This window comes from Prevotella corporis DSM 18810 = JCM 8529 (genome assembly GCF_000430525.1).
Lineage (GTDB): Bacteria > Bacteroidota > Bacteroidia > Bacteroidales > Bacteroidaceae > Prevotella > Prevotella corporis.
The window spans coordinates 1-16,737 of the sequence record NZ_AUME01000032.1 but is presented as its reverse complement, the minus strand read 5'-3'; the positions used below and the strand labels follow the sequence as shown (position 1 = coordinate 16,737).

The 16,737-nt window shown below is 37.5% G+C and carries 18 protein-coding genes and 1 pseudogene; 7 read left to right on the top strand and 12 right to left on the bottom strand.

The window, feature by feature from the left end:
- Positions 1-17: 17 nt before the first annotated feature.
- The 10 genes and pseudogenes from ftsY to H515_RS13140 form a co-directional block, all read right to left on the bottom strand.
- Positions 18-974: a signal recognition particle-docking protein FtsY gene (gene ftsY / locus H515_RS0106920; RefSeq protein ID WP_025876801.1), complete on the bottom strand. Its 957-nt coding sequence runs from the start codon at positions 972-974 to the stop codon at positions 18-20.
- Positions 975-1,147: 173 nt separating this feature from the next.
- Positions 1,148-1,306: a DUF4295 domain-containing protein gene (locus tag H515_RS14010; RefSeq protein ID WP_081410132.1), complete on the bottom strand. Its 159-nt coding sequence runs from the start codon at positions 1,304-1,306 to the stop codon at positions 1,148-1,150.
- Positions 1,307-1,344: 38 nt separating this feature from the next.
- Positions 1,345-1,530: a 50S ribosomal protein L33 gene (gene rpmG, locus H515_RS0106910; RefSeq protein ID WP_025876803.1), complete on the bottom strand. Its 186-nt coding sequence runs from the start codon at positions 1,528-1,530 to the stop codon at positions 1,345-1,347.
- A gap of 5 nt (positions 1,531-1,535) precedes the next feature.
- Positions 1,536-1,799 carry a 50S ribosomal protein L28 gene (gene rpmB / locus H515_RS0106905; protein WP_025876805.1) on the bottom strand — a complete coding sequence of 88 codons (264 nt, stop codon included), beginning with the start codon at positions 1,797-1,799 and terminating at the stop codon, positions 1,536-1,538.
- Positions 1,800-1,925: 126 nt separating this feature from the next.
- Positions 1,926-2,429, bottom strand: a complete 504-nt coding sequence (locus tag H515_RS0106900) for a CinA family protein (protein ID WP_025876807.1) — start codon at positions 2,427-2,429, stop codon at positions 1,926-1,928.
- Between the two features lie 30 nt (positions 2,430-2,459).
- Positions 2,460-3,491: a tRNA (adenosine(37)-N6)-threonylcarbamoyltransferase complex transferase subunit TsaD gene (tsaD, locus tag H515_RS0106895; RefSeq protein ID WP_025876809.1), complete on the bottom strand. Its 1,032-nt coding sequence runs from the start codon at positions 3,489-3,491 to the stop codon at positions 2,460-2,462.
- Positions 3,492-3,510: 19 nt separating this feature from the next.
- Positions 3,511-4,371 (bottom strand): type I methionyl aminopeptidase, encoded by an 861-nt coding sequence (gene map / locus H515_RS0106890; protein ID WP_025876811.1) that lies wholly within the window; start codon positions 4,369-4,371, stop codon positions 3,511-3,513.
- A 202-nt stretch (positions 4,372-4,573) separates the two neighbouring features.
- Positions 4,574-5,053, bottom strand: coding sequence for an SsrA-binding protein SmpB (gene smpB, locus H515_RS0106885; protein ID WP_025876812.1), 480 nt, complete (start codon positions 5,051-5,053; stop codon positions 4,574-4,576).
- Positions 5,050-5,556 (bottom strand): DMP19 family protein, encoded by a 507-nt coding sequence (locus tag H515_RS0106880; RefSeq protein ID WP_025876814.1) that lies wholly within the window; start codon positions 5,554-5,556, stop codon positions 5,050-5,052. The genes smpB and H515_RS0106880 overlap by 4 nt, the downstream gene beginning before the upstream one ends.
- A gap of 622 nt (positions 5,557-6,178) precedes the next feature.
- A pseudogene (locus H515_RS13140) lies at positions 6,179-6,742 on the bottom strand (hypothetical protein).
- 593 nt (positions 6,743-7,335) lie between these two features.
- On the opposite strand from H515_RS13140, the gene H515_RS0106870 reads away from it, so the two are divergent.
- From H515_RS0106870 to H515_RS0106850, 5 genes are all read left to right on the top strand, one after another.
- Positions 7,336-8,106 (top strand): cell division ATP-binding protein FtsE, encoded by a 771-nt coding sequence (locus H515_RS0106870; protein WP_025876816.1) that lies wholly within the window; start codon positions 7,336-7,338, stop codon positions 8,104-8,106.
- A 30-nt stretch (positions 8,107-8,136) separates the two neighbouring features.
- Positions 8,137-9,453 (top strand): aspartate kinase, encoded by a 1,317-nt coding sequence (locus H515_RS0106865; RefSeq protein WP_025876818.1) that lies wholly within the window; start codon positions 8,137-8,139, stop codon positions 9,451-9,453.
- A 253-nt stretch (positions 9,454-9,706) separates the two neighbouring features.
- Positions 9,707-10,924, top strand: coding sequence for a glycosyltransferase (locus H515_RS0106860; RefSeq protein WP_025876819.1), 1,218 nt, complete (start codon positions 9,707-9,709; stop codon positions 10,922-10,924).
- The gene (locus tag H515_RS0106855) at positions 10,925-12,085 is read left to right on the top strand and encodes a glycosyltransferase family protein (RefSeq protein WP_025876820.1); all 1,161 of its coding nucleotides are present in this window, start codon (positions 10,925-10,927) and stop codon (positions 12,083-12,085) included.
- 30 nt (positions 12,086-12,115) lie between these two features.
- Positions 12,116-14,125, top strand: coding sequence for a fructose-bisphosphatase class III (locus tag H515_RS0106850; protein ID WP_025876821.1), 2,010 nt, complete (start codon positions 12,116-12,118; stop codon positions 14,123-14,125).
- Positions 14,126-14,559: 434 nt separating this feature from the next.
- On the opposite strand, the gene H515_RS0106845 is transcribed toward H515_RS0106850, so the two are convergent.
- Together H515_RS0106845 and nth are read right to left on the bottom strand one after the other, a co-directional pair.
- Positions 14,560-15,270: a DUF2461 domain-containing protein gene (locus H515_RS0106845; protein WP_025876822.1), complete on the bottom strand. Its 711-nt coding sequence runs from the start codon at positions 15,268-15,270 to the stop codon at positions 14,560-14,562.
- An 8-nt stretch (positions 15,271-15,278) separates the two neighbouring features.
- The gene (nth, locus tag H515_RS0106840) at positions 15,279-15,929 is read right to left on the bottom strand and encodes an endonuclease III (protein ID WP_025876824.1); all 651 of its coding nucleotides are present in this window, start codon (positions 15,927-15,929) and stop codon (positions 15,279-15,281) included.
- Between the two features lie 133 nt (positions 15,930-16,062).
- On the opposite strand from nth, the gene H515_RS0106830 reads away from it, so the two are divergent.
- Both H515_RS0106830 and H515_RS0106825 read left to right on the top strand, forming a co-directional pair.
- Positions 16,063-16,284 carry a hypothetical protein gene (locus H515_RS0106830; protein ID WP_025876826.1) on the top strand — a complete coding sequence of 74 codons (222 nt, stop codon included), beginning with the start codon at positions 16,063-16,065 and terminating at the stop codon, positions 16,282-16,284.
- Positions 16,285-16,448: 164 nt separating this feature from the next.
- Positions 16,449-16,737 (top strand): ISAon1 family transposase N-terminal region protein (locus H515_RS0106825; RefSeq protein ID WP_028901762.1); only part of this gene is annotated, 289 nt, incomplete at its 3' end.

The window sequence follows — 16,737 nt, the reverse complement described above, 5'->3', positions numbered from 1 at the left end:
AGAAGATTTCAGAAAATTCAATTGAGCTTGAACAAACTATCAACAAATTGTTCTTTATTAAAGAGCTGTAAATCTTCCATGCCCTCACCAAGTCCGATATACTTCACAGGAACTTTTAGTTGATCGCTAATACCTATGACGACGCCTCCCTTTGCCGTACCATCAAGCTTAGTAATAGCTAAAGAAGTAATTTGGGTTACAGATGCAAATTGTTTGGCTTGTTCAAATGCATTCTGCCCTGTACTACCATCCAACACGAGCATTACTTCGTCAGGTGCCTCTGGAAGAACCTTTTTCATCACATCTTTAATTTTTTTCAGTTCATTCATCAACCCAACTTTATTATGCAGACGCCCGGCAGTATCGATAATAACAACATCTGCTCCATTGGCTTTTGCACTCTGAAGAGTATCAAAAGCAACACTTGCTGGATCGGACCCCATCTGCTGTTTAATAACAGGTACTCCAACACGTTCCCCCCATATCGAAATTTGCTCCACAGCAGCCGCCCTAAATGTATCAGCTGCTCCAAGATATACTTTTTTTCCAGCATTTTTAAATTGGTATGCAAGTTTTCCAATAGTGGTTGTTTTACCAACACCATTCACACCGACAACAAGTATTACATAAGGAGAGTGGTCGGATGGAAGATCCCAATCTTCTGCATTCTCAGTATTGTTTTCAGTAAGAAGATTGGCTATCTCTTCGCGCAACACATCATTTAACTCAGAAGTTGAAACGTACTTGTCACGTGCGATTCGTTCTTCTATACGTTCAATAATCTTGAGAGTTGTGTCAACACCTACATCTGAGGTAATAAGAATCTCCTCAAGATTATCAAGTACTTCGTCGTCAACTTTTGACTTACCAGCAACCGCACGTGCAAGTTTTGAAAAAACACTCTGCTTGGTAGTCTCTAATCCTTTATCGAGTACTTCTTTTTTCTTTTTATTAAAAAGTCCGAAAAATCCCATATTCCACTAATTTGTTGCAAAGTTAACATAAATCGAACAAAAAAACAAATAAAACTATATGTAATACCAGGTTTTAGCACTATGATTCTCAAGAAGATATGATGAAAAGCATATAAAATAATAAGGGATTACAATAAAAATATTGTAATCCCTTATATATCTTGTAAGAATGATTAATCCTTAAAAAAGTCCTTAACAGCTTCGTTAGGAACCATCTGCTCATCAAAGATGTAAGCACCAGTCTTAGGGCTTTTTACCATCTTGATAACCTTTGAATATGCGCGACCATCCGTTGAGCCTTCATGGAGGGTAGCGACCGCTTTCTTTGCCATAGTCTAAATACTTTAACTATTAACTAATTAATACGTACTTACTTAATCTCCTTGTGAAGAGTCATCTTCTTCAAAATCGGATTATATTTCTTGAGTTCAAGACGCTCAGCAGTATTCTTACGATTCTTTGTTGTAATGTAACGGCTTGTACCTGGAAGACCGCTGCTTTTCATTTCTGTGCATTCAAGAATTACTTGAACTCTATTTCCTTTAGCTTTTGCCATGAATATTAATCTCCTATAACTTTAATATCCTTCCAGTCAACATAACCTTTAGATACAGCCTGCTTCAAAGCCTGATCCAAGCCGATATTGTTAATTAAACGAAGACCAGCTGCGCTAATCTTCAATGAAATCCAGCAACCCTCTTCTACATAGTAGAATTTCTTGCTGAAGAGGTTAACATCAAAACTGCGCTTTGTACGGTGTTTTGAGTGAGACACATTGCAACCTATCTGTGCCTTCTTACCGGTGATTTGACAAATCTTAGACATTTCTATCTTTAGTTTTGTAATTCGTTAATTGATACCTATTCCAAACAGGGTGCAAAATTACAAAAAAAAACTAAACGCGCAAAGAAAAGCACAAGATAATCAACGGTTTTAAGCTTTTTTTTGAGTTTAAGGCTCGATTGAAAGTTTGGCATTCAGGAAATCCAACATCAAGCGCATCGCTTTATTTGTTGCAATAGCAAGATTTATATCTCGACCGTAATTTTCAGTTAGCTTGAAAGTCCTAATCTCGTCTTTATCTCCATAGCCAATCCATATCGTACCTATAGGTGCTTCAATTGTACCGCCACCAGGTCCTGCTACCCCAGTTGCTGATATTGCGAAATTTACATCTAGCGCCTTCAAAGTTCCTGCAACCATTTCACGAGCCACTTCCTCGCTGACTGCGGATTTCTCTCTAAGAGTCTCGGCTGAAACGCCCAAAATTCGGATTTTAACTTCGTCGGTATATGAAATTATCCCACCTTTAAAATAATTGGATGCTCCAGGGATAGCAATGATGGCTTCACTGATTCTGCCACCGGTGCAACTTTCAGCCGTTCCCAATGTCAGTCCCGAAGCATATAGAAGATCGCCTATCTGGCGAGAAATAATCTTACTCTCAAATTCCATTTCTATTTATTTTTGACCAAATTCTGGATATTAATTAAACGTTACTTTGCTATATGCTGGCAAGTCGATGGACGCAAATATCTTGTCATGATACTTGAATGTTCCGACACATGCAATCATCGCAGCATTGTCAGTCGTATAACTGAATTTAGGTATATAGATGGTCCATCCATATTTAGCAGCATGTTCGTGGAATGAATTCCGCAATCCATTGTTTGCAGACACCCCACCAGCCACAGCCACATGCTTGATTCCTGTATCTTTGACAGCCCGTTTGAGTTTCTTCATCAATATATCTACTATTGTGTATTCAAGACTGGCAGCCAGGTCTTCCTTATGGTGTTCTATGAAATCAGCGTCTTCTTTTACCCATTCCCTCAAATTATATAAAAAAGAGGTCTTCAGACCAGAAAATGAGTAATCGTAACCGGCAACATTCGGCTCAGAAAATTTATAGGCTTTCGGATTGCCTTGGCGTGCCAACTTATCGATAATGGGACCTCCAGGATACCCAAGACCCATTACCTTCGAGCATTTGTCTATAGCTTCCCCTGCCGCATCATCAATTGTTTGTCCGAGCACTTCCATATCGTTGTAAGCATTTACCTTAACAATCTGTGAATTACCACCCGAAACCAACAAGCAAATAAACGGGAAAGGAGGCATATGATTGTCCTTCTCATCTTCTTTGATAAAGTGAGCAAGTACATGGCCTTGCAAGTGATTTACCTCAATAAGTGGTATGCCCAACGAGCGGGCAAAACCTTTGGCAAAACTTACGCCGACCAACAAACTTCCCATCAGGCCCGGACCTCTTGTGAAAGCGATTGCCGATAACTGTTCCTTGACTATTCCGGCACGTTTGATTGCTTGATCAACAACAGGTACAACATTCTGTTGATGCGCACGTGAAGCCAGTTCTGGAACAACTCCTCCATAGGCCTTGTGTACATCTTGCGAGGCAGTTACATTGCTTAATATTATGCCATTTTTTAAAATGGCAGCACTCGTGTCATCGCAACTACTCTCTATGCCCAATATATATACATCTTGATTTTTCATCCCTTCATTTCTCTGATTGCTAATGAGTTAATATCTCAACCCCATGATCAGTCATTAAGAAAGTATGCTCCCATTGTGCAGAAGGCTGTTCGTCGCCTGTGATGATCTCCCATCCATAAGGGTCGTCTGCGTCAAGAAAAACTTTCCAAGTGCCCATATTAATCATAGGCTCAATGGTAAACACCATTCCAGGAACCAGCAGCATACCAGTACCGGCATAGCCAAAATGAAGTACTTCGGGTTCTTCGTGGAAATCAAGTCCTACACCATGCCCGCATAAATCTCGAACCACGCCATAGCCATGTTTCTCCGCATGTTTTTGAATGGCATGTCCGATATCACCGACAAAGGAATAGGGCTTTGCTGCCTGAGCACCTATTTCCAAACATTCTTTTGTTACCTTAACGAGCTTCTCCTTTTCAGGAGTAGTCTTTCCAATGATGAACATACGACTGGCGTCCGCATAATAGCCATCGACGATACAGGTCATGTCAACATTGATGATATCACCTTCCTGCAAAAATTCATCATGTTTAGGTATGCCGTGGCACACAACCTCATTGATGCTTGTACATACACTCTTAGGGTAACCCTCATAGTTCAAACAAGCTGGAGTTGCATTGTTGTCTTTACAAAATTGCATACAAATATCATCAATCTCCTGCGTGCTCATGCCTACATGAATTGCGTCTGCCACAGCATCGAGACAGCCCGTGTTGACTACTCCAGCCCTACGGATACCCTCTATTTGTTCGGGTGTCTTGATTAAATCTCTGGTAGGAACAAGTTTGCCTTTCTTTTCGAAAGCCATTATCTTCAAATCCATTTCTGTTGGCTCTTGTCCTTTTATGCAATGCCACCTTTTCTTTTTCAGTATCATTTATATCGTATAAACTTTTGTGCAAAAGTAATATTTATTATATTTATTGCAAAGGAATTAACCCAATTTAATTTCAATGTAGATTATTTGAATGGTAGGATTTAAAACAAATGTATGAGTTGAAAAAACTAATTCAAAGAAATAGTGGAAGTTACTGAGAGTTCTAAATATACATTCTGAGCAAATCGTTCACAACGCAGCATTAGAATCTCTTCATAGCCCTATCCATCTCTCTTCTATCCTCTTTCTCCTTAAGAGTTTGGCGTTTATCGTACTCTTTCTTACCACGACAAAGGGCTATATCCATTTTAGCCCTACCATTGCCATCGATAAAGACTAGCGTAGGCACAATTGTGTAGCCAGGGGTCTTTGCTTCTTCCTCCAAACGCTTGATTTCGCGCTTCGTAAGCAACAGTTTGCGCAAACGCTTGGCCTCGTGATTGGCATAAGATCCATAGAAGTAAGGAGAAATATTCATACCGGAAACCCATAATTCGCCATGGTTGACAATACAATAAGTATCGACCAAAGAGGCCTTACCGGCTCTGATCGACTTTATCTCTGTACCGGTGAGCACTATGCCGGCCGTGAATGTATCAATAAAATAGTATTCAAAAGAAGCTTTTTTGTTGCGAATCTGCACTGGCGACTTCTTTCTTACTTCCTGTTCTTCTTTATTCATTCTTCAACTACCACAAAATCTTCGATATGTTCATCAATATATTCAGCTATTTTACAGGTCCACTCCTCTTCACTTACAACAAAATCATCGTCCGAATGATCAAACTCAGGCATCTGTTCGTAGAGTGCCATAAAATCATCATCCGTCATATCTATCGTTATTTTCTCGTGATATTTATCGTAATATTTTCTTGTCTTACGAATATGCGAGTAAAGATCTGTCAATCCCCAGTTGCGCAAAGCTACAGCAAATGGATTTTTGAAGATAAACTCACCATAGCCATTGTGTATTAATTGAATGTAGCCACCATCCATTACCTCTTCATGGAGATAACTCCAACCAAGTAATGTAATTTGATCTGAGGTAAGCTCTTGCATATTTTCCGAAGTCAGAGTTCCGCCAATAGCCTCGTTGATTGCATCGATAAAAACTTGCACGAACGAATCTTCACCCGTCTCAACAGCCTTTCTAATAACCGAATCTTTAACCTTTACTTCCAACATGTTGTTCTGTTTTATTGCTTTCAACTTGCAAAGATAGTTGTTTTTATTGATAATTTGTTACACACACAGAAAAAAGAATATTCTTAGTTATTCTTATCAAATCCATCAACCGAAGTATTCCAAACAAATATGATACCATCCGCCAGTTTTCTCAAAAAAAATAATTGTAAAAATATTTTTACAATTATTCCTCTATTGATGGAGATATGCAACGTAATAGGTCAACAATCATCTGAAAAAAGCTTAGCTTTAGCACAATGAAACGTCAGCTATTGAGATACAAAAGTTATCATAATAACTAACAGAGAGTTACAAAGTTTAAAACGAAGTATGAGTTGTAAATATTTTTCAATCCAACACCAGTTGAAGGCCGATATACTTACATATAAGTACATCGCATCATTTCGGCAATATCTAAATCGTCTTTCGGATTAAGGGCTTTCGCAAAATATAAAAATAATTGATATAATGAGACCTCTGCAAAACTATCTTTGTTGTAAAACAAACCAGATTATCAGCAGTTATGTGGTAAAGATATGTTTCATCAGAGCTTTGCAGAGGTTTTATGATTCTTTTCTTACAAATGCCATTACTTTGAATGCAATAGCGTTTAAAACAATATTTATTTCACATTGAATGTTGTAACTTTCATGTTATTTTTTTCATTCAGTTTATCTGGGTCGCCTAAGTTGATTCCGTATTCTCCAGGCTGTAAGTTGTCTATTACAATATATTAAGAACTCTCTCCGTACTTTTTAGCCTTTAAATCTATTTGTCCCAACGAGTTAGATTTCGTAGCAGAGAAAGTACCGGCCTCAGCGAGTTGTGCTCTGCGCTCTTTCCCTTTAATCTCGAAAGGAAAAATGTTGATAAATGAAGAGGGATCAGTATCGTTGTTGGCAGCCTTTATAATGAATCGCACTTGTCCTGTAGGTATGGAAATATTAGACGATTTTCCGGGAAGCGTAAGACGCGTTTTCACTTTACCAATACCTGTCAAATATAACGAAGCGCCAGCTTTCGTTTTAATGACACCTGTCTCTCGTGGCAATAATTTGTAAGTGGTGTCAGAAGTTAATAAATAAGTTTGATCTGCAAACTCTGGTTCGGGAACGGTAACCCTTTGCGCAAAAATAGTAGTCAAACTGAAAAGCAATGATACTGCAAGTAGTAAACTCTTTTTCATAATAGTTTAATTTTAAAATTAAAGAACTTCTTTATAATTATTACTGGAAGCAAAGTTAAATAAAAAATCACAACAATCAAAATAATTTTAGAAAAAAAGTCTTTTCAAAATCAAGCTATCCAATTGGTTAGAAAATATAGAACAGACCATCAGACCCATTACGCCAGGATGAAAGAGCAAATCTGTTTTTTGATACCAATGAGGGAGTAGTGAACAATGCTATTATCTAGACCTTCACAGCTTGTTGCAAGGAAGCATGCATACAAATCGATGAAGGAAATCCTTTCAAAACCTGTCTTAAATATAAAGGAGGAGAAACACATAAAAATACTACCTTCAAATAACAAATATTTGTTATTATGAAAGACGGTTTATATCGGATGCTTACTCAGTATTTAAATAACAACAAGACTTTATTTATCATTTTCGACTCAGCAAAAGAGAAAATATTGAAAGTTTTTTAGTAACTTTGCGAAATATAAGACGTAACTGCTTATTTCTTTTGGTTTTGGTAAAATACATTTGTTTATCATACAATTATTTTATTTTGAATCATAAGATATATTATTTGGTAATAACTCATTTTACAAAGGATGTTAATAGATTATAGTAACGTAAATATTTATCAAGATAACCGCCTTATTTTGAAGGATGTCAATTTCCAAGTAGAAGAAGGTGAATTTATTTATATCATCGGTAAAGTAGGCTCTGGAAAAAGCTCACTACTCAAAACTATCTACTGCGAACTCGATGTAGATAAAGAAGATGCTGAAAAAGCAGAGGTTCTTGGCATATCTCTACTTTCTATGAAACGTCGTTATGTCCCCGCCTTAAGAAAGCAAATGGGCATTATCTTCCAAGACTTCCAACTCTTACATGATAGAAGCGTTTACAAGAATCTGTATTTCGTATTGAAAGCAACCGGCTGGAAAAATCGAAAAGAGATTAATAATCGGATACTTGCCGTACTTGATGAGGTGGGAATGCAAGATAAAAAGGACAAGATGCCGAGCGAACTCTCTGGTGGCGAACAACAGCGTATAGCTATTGCAAGGGCATTATTGAACAATCCTAAAATTATCATCGCAGACGAGCCAACTGGCAATCTGGACCCAGAGACAGCTACAAATATTGTAAGTATCTTAAAACGAGCAAGTCAAGATGGTGCTACTGTTATAATGTCAACACATAATATTCATTTGTTGGAACAATTTCCAGGGAAGGTTTATAGATGTAAAGACGACGATTTCAGCCTTATCCCTAGTGAAGCAGACACAAGCAATCTAAGTGAGGAGGATATGCCAATTGAGGCTATCGTTGACCCACTTGACTTTTCTGACGATGAGGAAGTGCCAGAAATTTAGTTTATAACTTGCCTTTTAATACCCGATAATATGAAAGTAATGAAATTTGGAGGAACTTCTGTTGGCTCACCAGAGCGGATGAAAGAAGTAGCCTCTTTAGTAACAAAATCAGGTGAACCAACATTTATTGTTCTCTCGGCCATGAGCGGGACAACCAACGCACTCGTTGAGATTTCAAAATATCTTTATAAAAAAAATCCAGATGATGCAAATCGGGTTATCAATGATTTGGAAGAAAAGTACTTATCGCACGTTGAGGAACTTTATTCCACCGAGAAGTACAAGACTATTACCAAGGATTTTCTCTTTCAGGAATTTAATTATATAAGGTCTTTCACAAATGATCTTTTCACTTCCTTTGAAGAGAAGAGCATTGTTGCACAGGGAGAGATAATCTCTACCAACATGGTTACCAACTATCTCCTTGAGCAAGGGTTCAAAACGATTCTACTGTCAGCGTTAGACTTCATGCGCATTGATAAGAATGCAGAACCCAATTCTACCTATATAAAGGAAAAATTGTCTAGCATTATGAAAGCGAATGAGGGCTATCAGATTTATATAACCCAGGGCTTCATTTGCCGCAATGCCTACGGAGAAGTAGATAATCTCCAACGGGGCGGTTCGGACTATACAGCATCACTTGTTGGATCAGCTATTGAAGCAGAGGAAATCCAAATATGGACAGACATTGATGGCATGCATAACAATGATCCACGTGTAGTGGATAAAACGGAGACGGTGCGGCAACTTAATTTTGAGGAAGCATCGGAACTTGCATATTTTGGCGCAAAGATTCTCCATCCAACCTGTATCCAACCAGCTAAATATTCTGGAATACCCGTCCGCCTGAAGTACACGATGGAGCCTGATGCCGAAGGGACAATAATCAACAATGTTTTGGCGTCCCGAAAAATCAAAGCTATTGCAGCTAAAGATAATATTACGGCGATTAAGATAAAATCAAGCCGTATGCTTGGAGCATCTGGATTTATGCGAAAGATATTTGAAATCTTCGAAAGCTACCAAACTCCCACGGACATGATAGCTACAAGCGAGGTCGGAGTGTCAATCACAATAGAGAATGATGCCCATCTTACAGACATTGTTGATGAGTTGAAGTTGTTCGGAACCGTCTCTATCGATACAAATATGTGTATTGTCTGCGTAGTTGGTGATCTCGATTGGCGAAATGTCGGATATGAAACAATCACGTTGGAGACAATGAAAGATATCCCTGTAAGAATGATTAGCTACGGTGGAAGTAATTACAATATATCATTTCTGATTAGGGCAGTCGATAAAAAGCGTGCGTTGCAAGCACTCTCTGACAAACTTTTCTGTTAAGAAATATCTCAAAATATTGGAAATGGCATTCGGAAAGAATAGCCATCCTATCCTTTGAGAAAAAGCAGGCCACCTTTTCAGACTAAATTATGTGATATAAACCTGATAGATCATAATGGTGTGGACATGTCAGATATCAAAGATTCTATAAAGGTTGAATGTAAGAGTTGATTTTGCACGTCTTTTACACGTTAAACACGTTCTTTATGAGCACTCAAATTAATTTGCGATGCTCTAAATTACAAAAATTAATATGATTAATATCGACAATATATCAATTATAATATCAGTAGTACTTTTATTTTTAGCACTACTATCCCCTATCATCAATCCCTTTTTTCGTAAGCCAAAACAAACGCGCTATGCAGGATTTGATGAAGATAATCTCGACCAAACTACTGAAGAATGTGACGACAATGACGATGAGGAAGAAGTAATAAATAATACAATTCAAAAGAATTTAACACCGATTTCTATTATTTTTACTCCAAACAATGATGCCGAATCGCTTTCAAGAAACCTTGAGTTATATTTAAATCAGAATCATTGCAATTTTCAAGTAATAGTTGTTGCCCCCAAAGGGGATACGGAGACTGAAGATATTCTAAAGAGTCATTCTTCTAATCCTCGTCTATACACGACATTTATTCCCAGTTCGTCAAAATACATGAGTAGGAAGAAATTGGCAATCACACTGGGAGTAAAGGCTGCTAAGAACGAATGGGTAATGATTGCTGACATTTCTTGCATGCCGCAATCTAATAAATGGCTCTCAACGTTGGCCTGTCATTGCCGTGAGACAAATAATCTCGTTGTCGGTTATACTAAATTCGAAGATGATGCACCGAGTTTTTGGAAGTTCGAGCGCTTGCAAACAACATTATATCTCATAAGAGAATACCAAAAGGGTATGCCATATGGATGTAATTCTAACGCTTTGCTTTTCCGAAAGAGCGAGTTTATAGAACAAGATGGCTTTCGCGGAAACTTGAAATTCATACGTGGAGAATATGATTTCATTATTAATAAATATGGGAGGAAAGGGACAATCGACATAGATATTTCCAAATATGGAACACTCATAGAACAAACTCCTCCCAAGAAGCTGTGGGTGAATAAACATCTTTATTATATGGAAAGTAGAAAACATCTTCGAAGAAGTTTTAGACATAGATTATTATTCAACCTTGATCAAAGTATCATGCATGTTAGTTATCTAACACCGATACTTGTATTAAGCTATTCCTTATTAAAGGAGCATTGGTTTTTGACTATTGTGGCAATGACAGTCCTTTTTGTAACAATTATACTCCGGACATTCATTGGCAATAAGGCTATTAAACAATTCGAAGAAGACATTCCAGCATGGAAGATTGTCCCATACGAGCTAAGAATTATTTGGCAAAACCTCAGCTATAAGATTAAATACTGGCGTGCCAACAAATATGATTTTATATCTCATAAAATATAGATGCTCATAGTTCATTACATAGAAAACTTTAAGCAAGGTGATCTCTTATCTGACCATCTATCTCAACTTGTTTTCGCTGAGAGCAATTACGCAAAGGTAAAATTATTTAAGAGTAAAAGAGAATTTGCAGCATATCTGAACGAAGAGATACCTGACATTGTGCATATTCACACCTGCTGGAGCCATAAAGCTTACCAATGCATGAAGATCGCCAAGCGCAAAGGATGTTTTACGATTCTATCGCCACATTGGACGCTTTCAGATTTCAATCGAACAAAAGAGGAACCCAGCTCAAAATTCATCAAATTGCTTTACTATCAAACTAAGATGGTGAAACAAATTGATGCAGTTTTAGTCACAAATGTTGAAGAAAGGGAAGAATTTTTTAAAAAAGGATGGAAAGATCGAGTTGATTATGTCCCTGCGCACATATTAAATTCCAATACAAGCCAAGACAGCATGGCTGAGCAACACATTGAAATTTACAGAAAAATAATCAATACCGGTTATAGGAGATTAATGACCAATGTGGAAATGAATAGCTTGAACAGTTTGCTTCATGTGGGAATACAACTGGAAGGTAAATCCAAACAACTAAAGAGTGAGCAATTGTTAGAATTGCGAAAACTTAATCCGCAACAATGGCAACGAATTTTGCTATACTCTGACGATGAAGATGTTAGAGAAAAGGTAAATTTGGGAATAGAAAGACTTCAATTATCATGCCCTGATATAGATACTAACAAGATTTGGAGGTATTCGCCGTTAAATCCCAAAAAGACCGGCAATCTAAATTCCGACAAGATATTAGCAAAGGACTTGCTTGTTAAAAATAGAATTGAGGATGCCATAGTCGATGGTGAGCTAGAGCTCCGAGCTCTATCCATCATGTTTGCCAACTCTAAATACTTGTTGAATAGTAGAAAATTCACATTGCATCATTTGGCAGATTTGTATCTGTACATTAAATCGAATGATTATGATGAAGTCAAGTTGCAGGGTATTCTTAGAAAAATGAATATCTATAGATTTGCACGCCGCCTGCTTCAAATACTCTCTGACGTTTTGTTTCTGGAAGAAGGTTTTTTACCTTTCCAGCCGCTTGATGACATGCAAACCCAAAAACTTAAACAAAATATAATCGACATCGAAAAATACTAATCACGTAATTACTAACAAAGGAAAAGTGCTATGCCTAAACAGTATGACTTAAAGAAGGATGAACGTTACCTTCAATTACTTTCGCAATCATTTCCTACGATTGCAGATGCAAGTACAGAAATCATTAATTTGCAAGCCATTTTGAACCTTCCTAAGGGAACTGAACATTTTTTGGCAGACATTCATGGAGAACATGAAGCTTTCCAACATGTCTTGAAAAATGCTTCAGGCAACATTAAGAGAAAGGTAAATGAAATATTCGGAGATACTCTTCGAGAGTCTGAAAAGCGGAATTTGTGTACTCTGATTTACTACCCAGAACAAAAATTGGAATTGGTTAAACAGGAGGAAAAGGAATTAAATGATTGGTATCACATCGCCATTCACCAACTTGTAAGAGTATGCAGGGATGTTTCAAGCAAATACACCCGCTCAAAAGTTCGCAAATCGCTCCCTATTGACTTCTCCTATATCATTCAAGAGCTTCTTCACGAGCATTCCGATGACAAAGACAAAACAGATTATGTAAGTACGATAATCTCGACAATTATCTCTACTGGTAGAGCCGACGACTTTATCATAGCTATAAGCAAGGTGATTCAGCGATTGGCTATCGACCAACTCCATATTATGGGTGATATTTACGATCGCGGCCCCGGAGCTCATATCGTAATGGATATTTTAAAGAACTATCATACTTGGGATATCACATGGGGCAACCATGACATCTTATGGATGGGAGCTTGTGCTGGTAATGATGCTTGTATTTGCAATGTCATTCGAATAGCCCTTCGCTATGATAATATGGACACCATTGAGGATGGCTACGGAATCAACCTCATCCAATTGGCTACATTTGCCATGGATACTTACGGAGATGATCCATGTAAGGAATTCAAACCTAAAATATCACAGCCTGATTCGATCGATGACAAGAGCACATTGTTAATCGCACGAATGCACAAAGCTATCAGCATCATACAGTTTAAGATTGAAAGCCAATTGATTAAACGATACCCTTTCTGGAAAATGGAGAATCGATTGCTGTATGAAAAGATTGATTATGAAAGGGGAACAATTCAGATAGACGGCAATGAATATAAATTATCCTCTTGCCACTTCCCAACCATTGACCCAAAACATCCGGACAAACTGACGCTGGAAGAACAGGCTTTAATGGAGCGTCTCCATCATTCTTTCACGGGTAGTGAAAAACTTCGTGAGCATATCTTACTTCAACTACGGCACGGATCTATGTATAAAGTAGTAAACAACAATCTGCTTTATCATGCTTCCATCCCATTGAATGAAGATGGCACATTCAAAGAAATTGAAATTTTTCCTAAAATCTTCGCCAGTGGAAAGGAATTGCTTCATAAGATAAGTGGCATTATTCACAGGGCCTTCCAGCCAAAAATGGATACAGAGAATCTTAAGGAACGTAAGTATGCTATCGACTATTTCCTATATCTGTGGTGTGGACCTGATAGTCCGTTGTTCGATAAGGCAAAAATGACAACTTTTGAACGTTACTTCATCAAAGAAAAAGAAACACATAACGAAGTAAAGGGATACTATTTCGGTTTCCGCGACAAAGAAGAAATAGCAGATTCTATCTTGGATGAGTTTGATGTTAAAGGCCCCAATAGGCATATTATCAATGGCCATGTGCCTGTACATGTAGTAAAGGGAGAAAAACCAATAAAAGCCAATGGAAAGTTGATGGTGATTGATGGCGGATTCTCACAAGCATATCACAAGGAAACAGGAATTGCTGGGTATACACTCGTTTATCACTCACGTGGCTTCGAGTTAGTTCAACATGAACCATTTGCCTCACAAGAAGATGCCATCAAACGAGGTATTGACATTGTCAGCACAACTCAGATTGTGGAGATGAATCAGCGCAGACTTAAAGTAGCCGACATGGACAAGGGTACAGAATTGAAACTGCAAATTGAGGCCTTGGAGGAACTACTTTATGCTTATCAACATGGATTTATTACTGAGCAAGAGAGGAAGAGCCGACCTAAAGTTTAGATAGAATATTTCTTGTGTAATCTCTAACTAACAGATTGTTGTAGACTGCTTAAGAGATAAGTAGTTTAAATAAGGCCAAGACGTTATATTGAATATGAAGTCTTGGTCTTATTATTTCATAAAACAAAATTGTGATGTGCAAAGGAATAATCTCTTCGAAAAGACAACATGGTAAATATTAGGAATCTCAAAGATGACATTTTGAATGGTCAAAGCTTACCTTTTACCACTAAAAACCTAACCCTTTGTACTGCAATAGTTTTTCTATTGAATTTCAATCATTTACAAAAAATATTGTCGGAAATGGATTTCTGATTAGAAATTGTAGGTTTTTAATATGAACTTCTCAAAACTTCACTCGAAAGCAACAATAAAAATAAACTGTGTAAAACTAATCTTATTGTAGTATAAAGCAGTTTACTTTACGCTCCCCTCTATTCATAGTCATCAATAACATTGTTCATAAAATCCATCATTGGTTTTCCTGTCTTGCAGATGTCTATAAATTTAGTTTCCCATTTGCCGCCTTCAAAAAAATTATCTGGAACTTTCAGCCAACAACAATAATCTTTCATGCGAAGATATTGAGCAAATTCATAATCACGAGGAAAACCCTTTGGAATGGTTTTTAAAGCTGCTAATCCAAATCCTTTGGGCGACACGCAGCCATCTTCCCAACATCCTTCATTGGCATATCCAAAAGTGCTGATAAATTTTCCCGACTCCACTATTTTTCTCCAATCCTCAATATTAGCAATTAATTCATTTCTACAAGATGTCAGAATGTTGGTCGGCAACCAATAAGACCCAATAGCCACCAAACAATTGCCAGGTTGTACATGTATGTAATATCCTCCACGCAAAGCCTTGCGCCCTTTTGCACAGATATAGGCTCCAAAATGTCGCTTATAAGGACTTTTATCAGGGGAGAAACGAATGTCACGATAAAAGCGATAAGTGCAATCTTTTACCTGAACATGAGAAATTTCATCGTCAAAAGTCGACAAAGCTTTGATGGCAGCCCCAACTCCTTGGTCAAAATCCCTTTTTACCGTTTCATATTCAAGCTTATGCTCTTGAAACCAATCGCGATTGTTGTTTGCTGCAACATCATTCAAGAATCCTAAAATTCGAGTCGTATTCATAAATTAAATCATGTTAGTTTACTTGCATCCAATAACTTGGGACATAAAAACTCAAATTGGCACTTATTACAATTTGGACGCGCACTTTTACAAATATATCGACCATGAAGAAGGAGCCAGTGGTGAGCTGACGACACCTCGTCTAAAGGAATATTTTTCATAAGGTAATCTTCAACTTTTCTGGGTGTGTTTGCCTCCTTAGGTACTAACCCCAAACGATGGCTTACCCGATAGACATGGGTATCAACTGCCAAAGTTGGTTTGCCAAACCAAACTGATTGTACAACATTTGCTGTCTTGCGACCTACTCCTGGTAATTTTACAAGTTCTTTAGGATCTGACGGAACTTCTCCTCCATAATCATTAACCAAGATTTTTGACATTTCTACAAGATGTTTGGCCTTGGAATTAGGATAAGACACTGATTTCACAAATTCAAATATATCATCCACCTCGGCCTTTGCCATTTCCTTCGCAGAGGGAAAATGACGAAACAAAGCGGGGGTTATTTCGTTTATCCGCTTATCTGTACATTGTGCAGAAAGAAGGGTTGCGCATAAAAGCTGAAAAGAAGATCCAAACATCAACTCAGTGGATACCTTTCCTACTTTCTGACGAAAATATTCTAAAATGTAATCATATCGGTCTTTTCTCGTCATATTTTCATTTTTATTCTATAATGAAAGAACATTTCAAGAGCTCTTTCAACTACAAAGTTAATAAAAACTTTAATAAAATTTGGCTCTTTGATAAAGTTAACGTAATTTTGCATCAGAATAAAAAATAATCATTATGACAACACCATTGATTGGATTATTGGCATTGTTTGTGATAGCATTTATAGGCTGGGCAATTGCCGAAGGTAAAAATAAAGTAATAGATTTCTCCCACTCTGAAGAAGAATTGGAAGGATATGAAGAAATGCGTGAGGCCTACGAGGCCAATGGCAATAAGGAGTTAAGTTTGAAAGACCTGATTAGAAAAAACTGTACTACAGGTTATAAATCCATTTAAAGAGTTTAACTTGTTTAATTTTCCAACAAAAATTGACACATCACTATTCATTGATGTGTCAATTTTTTGTTGATGCGACAGATCGAACAGTCTCACATCGGCTCAGTAGAAAATCAATGGGGGAATAATTTGTTATTTATCTTAATAATTCCGACCTTCGCATTATGGAAGAAAAAATGTTACGCACCTTGGCAACTCTTGTTTTGCCTTCTCAAATATTAGATTATTTTACTATCGTTTCTGTCTGCGAGGTTGGACCTGAGTTTCATATTAGTCTTGACGAACGTATGGACAAGACTTTGTCAGGTAATGCCACCTTCGAGTCCAAGGGGTTCATGGAAGCAGTTAATATAACCGACTTCCCTATTCGAGGCCATAAGGTGATCTTGAAAATTCGTCGCAGACGATGGACGGATTTGCGCACGGGCAAGAGTTTTACCCTTCCCATTGCTT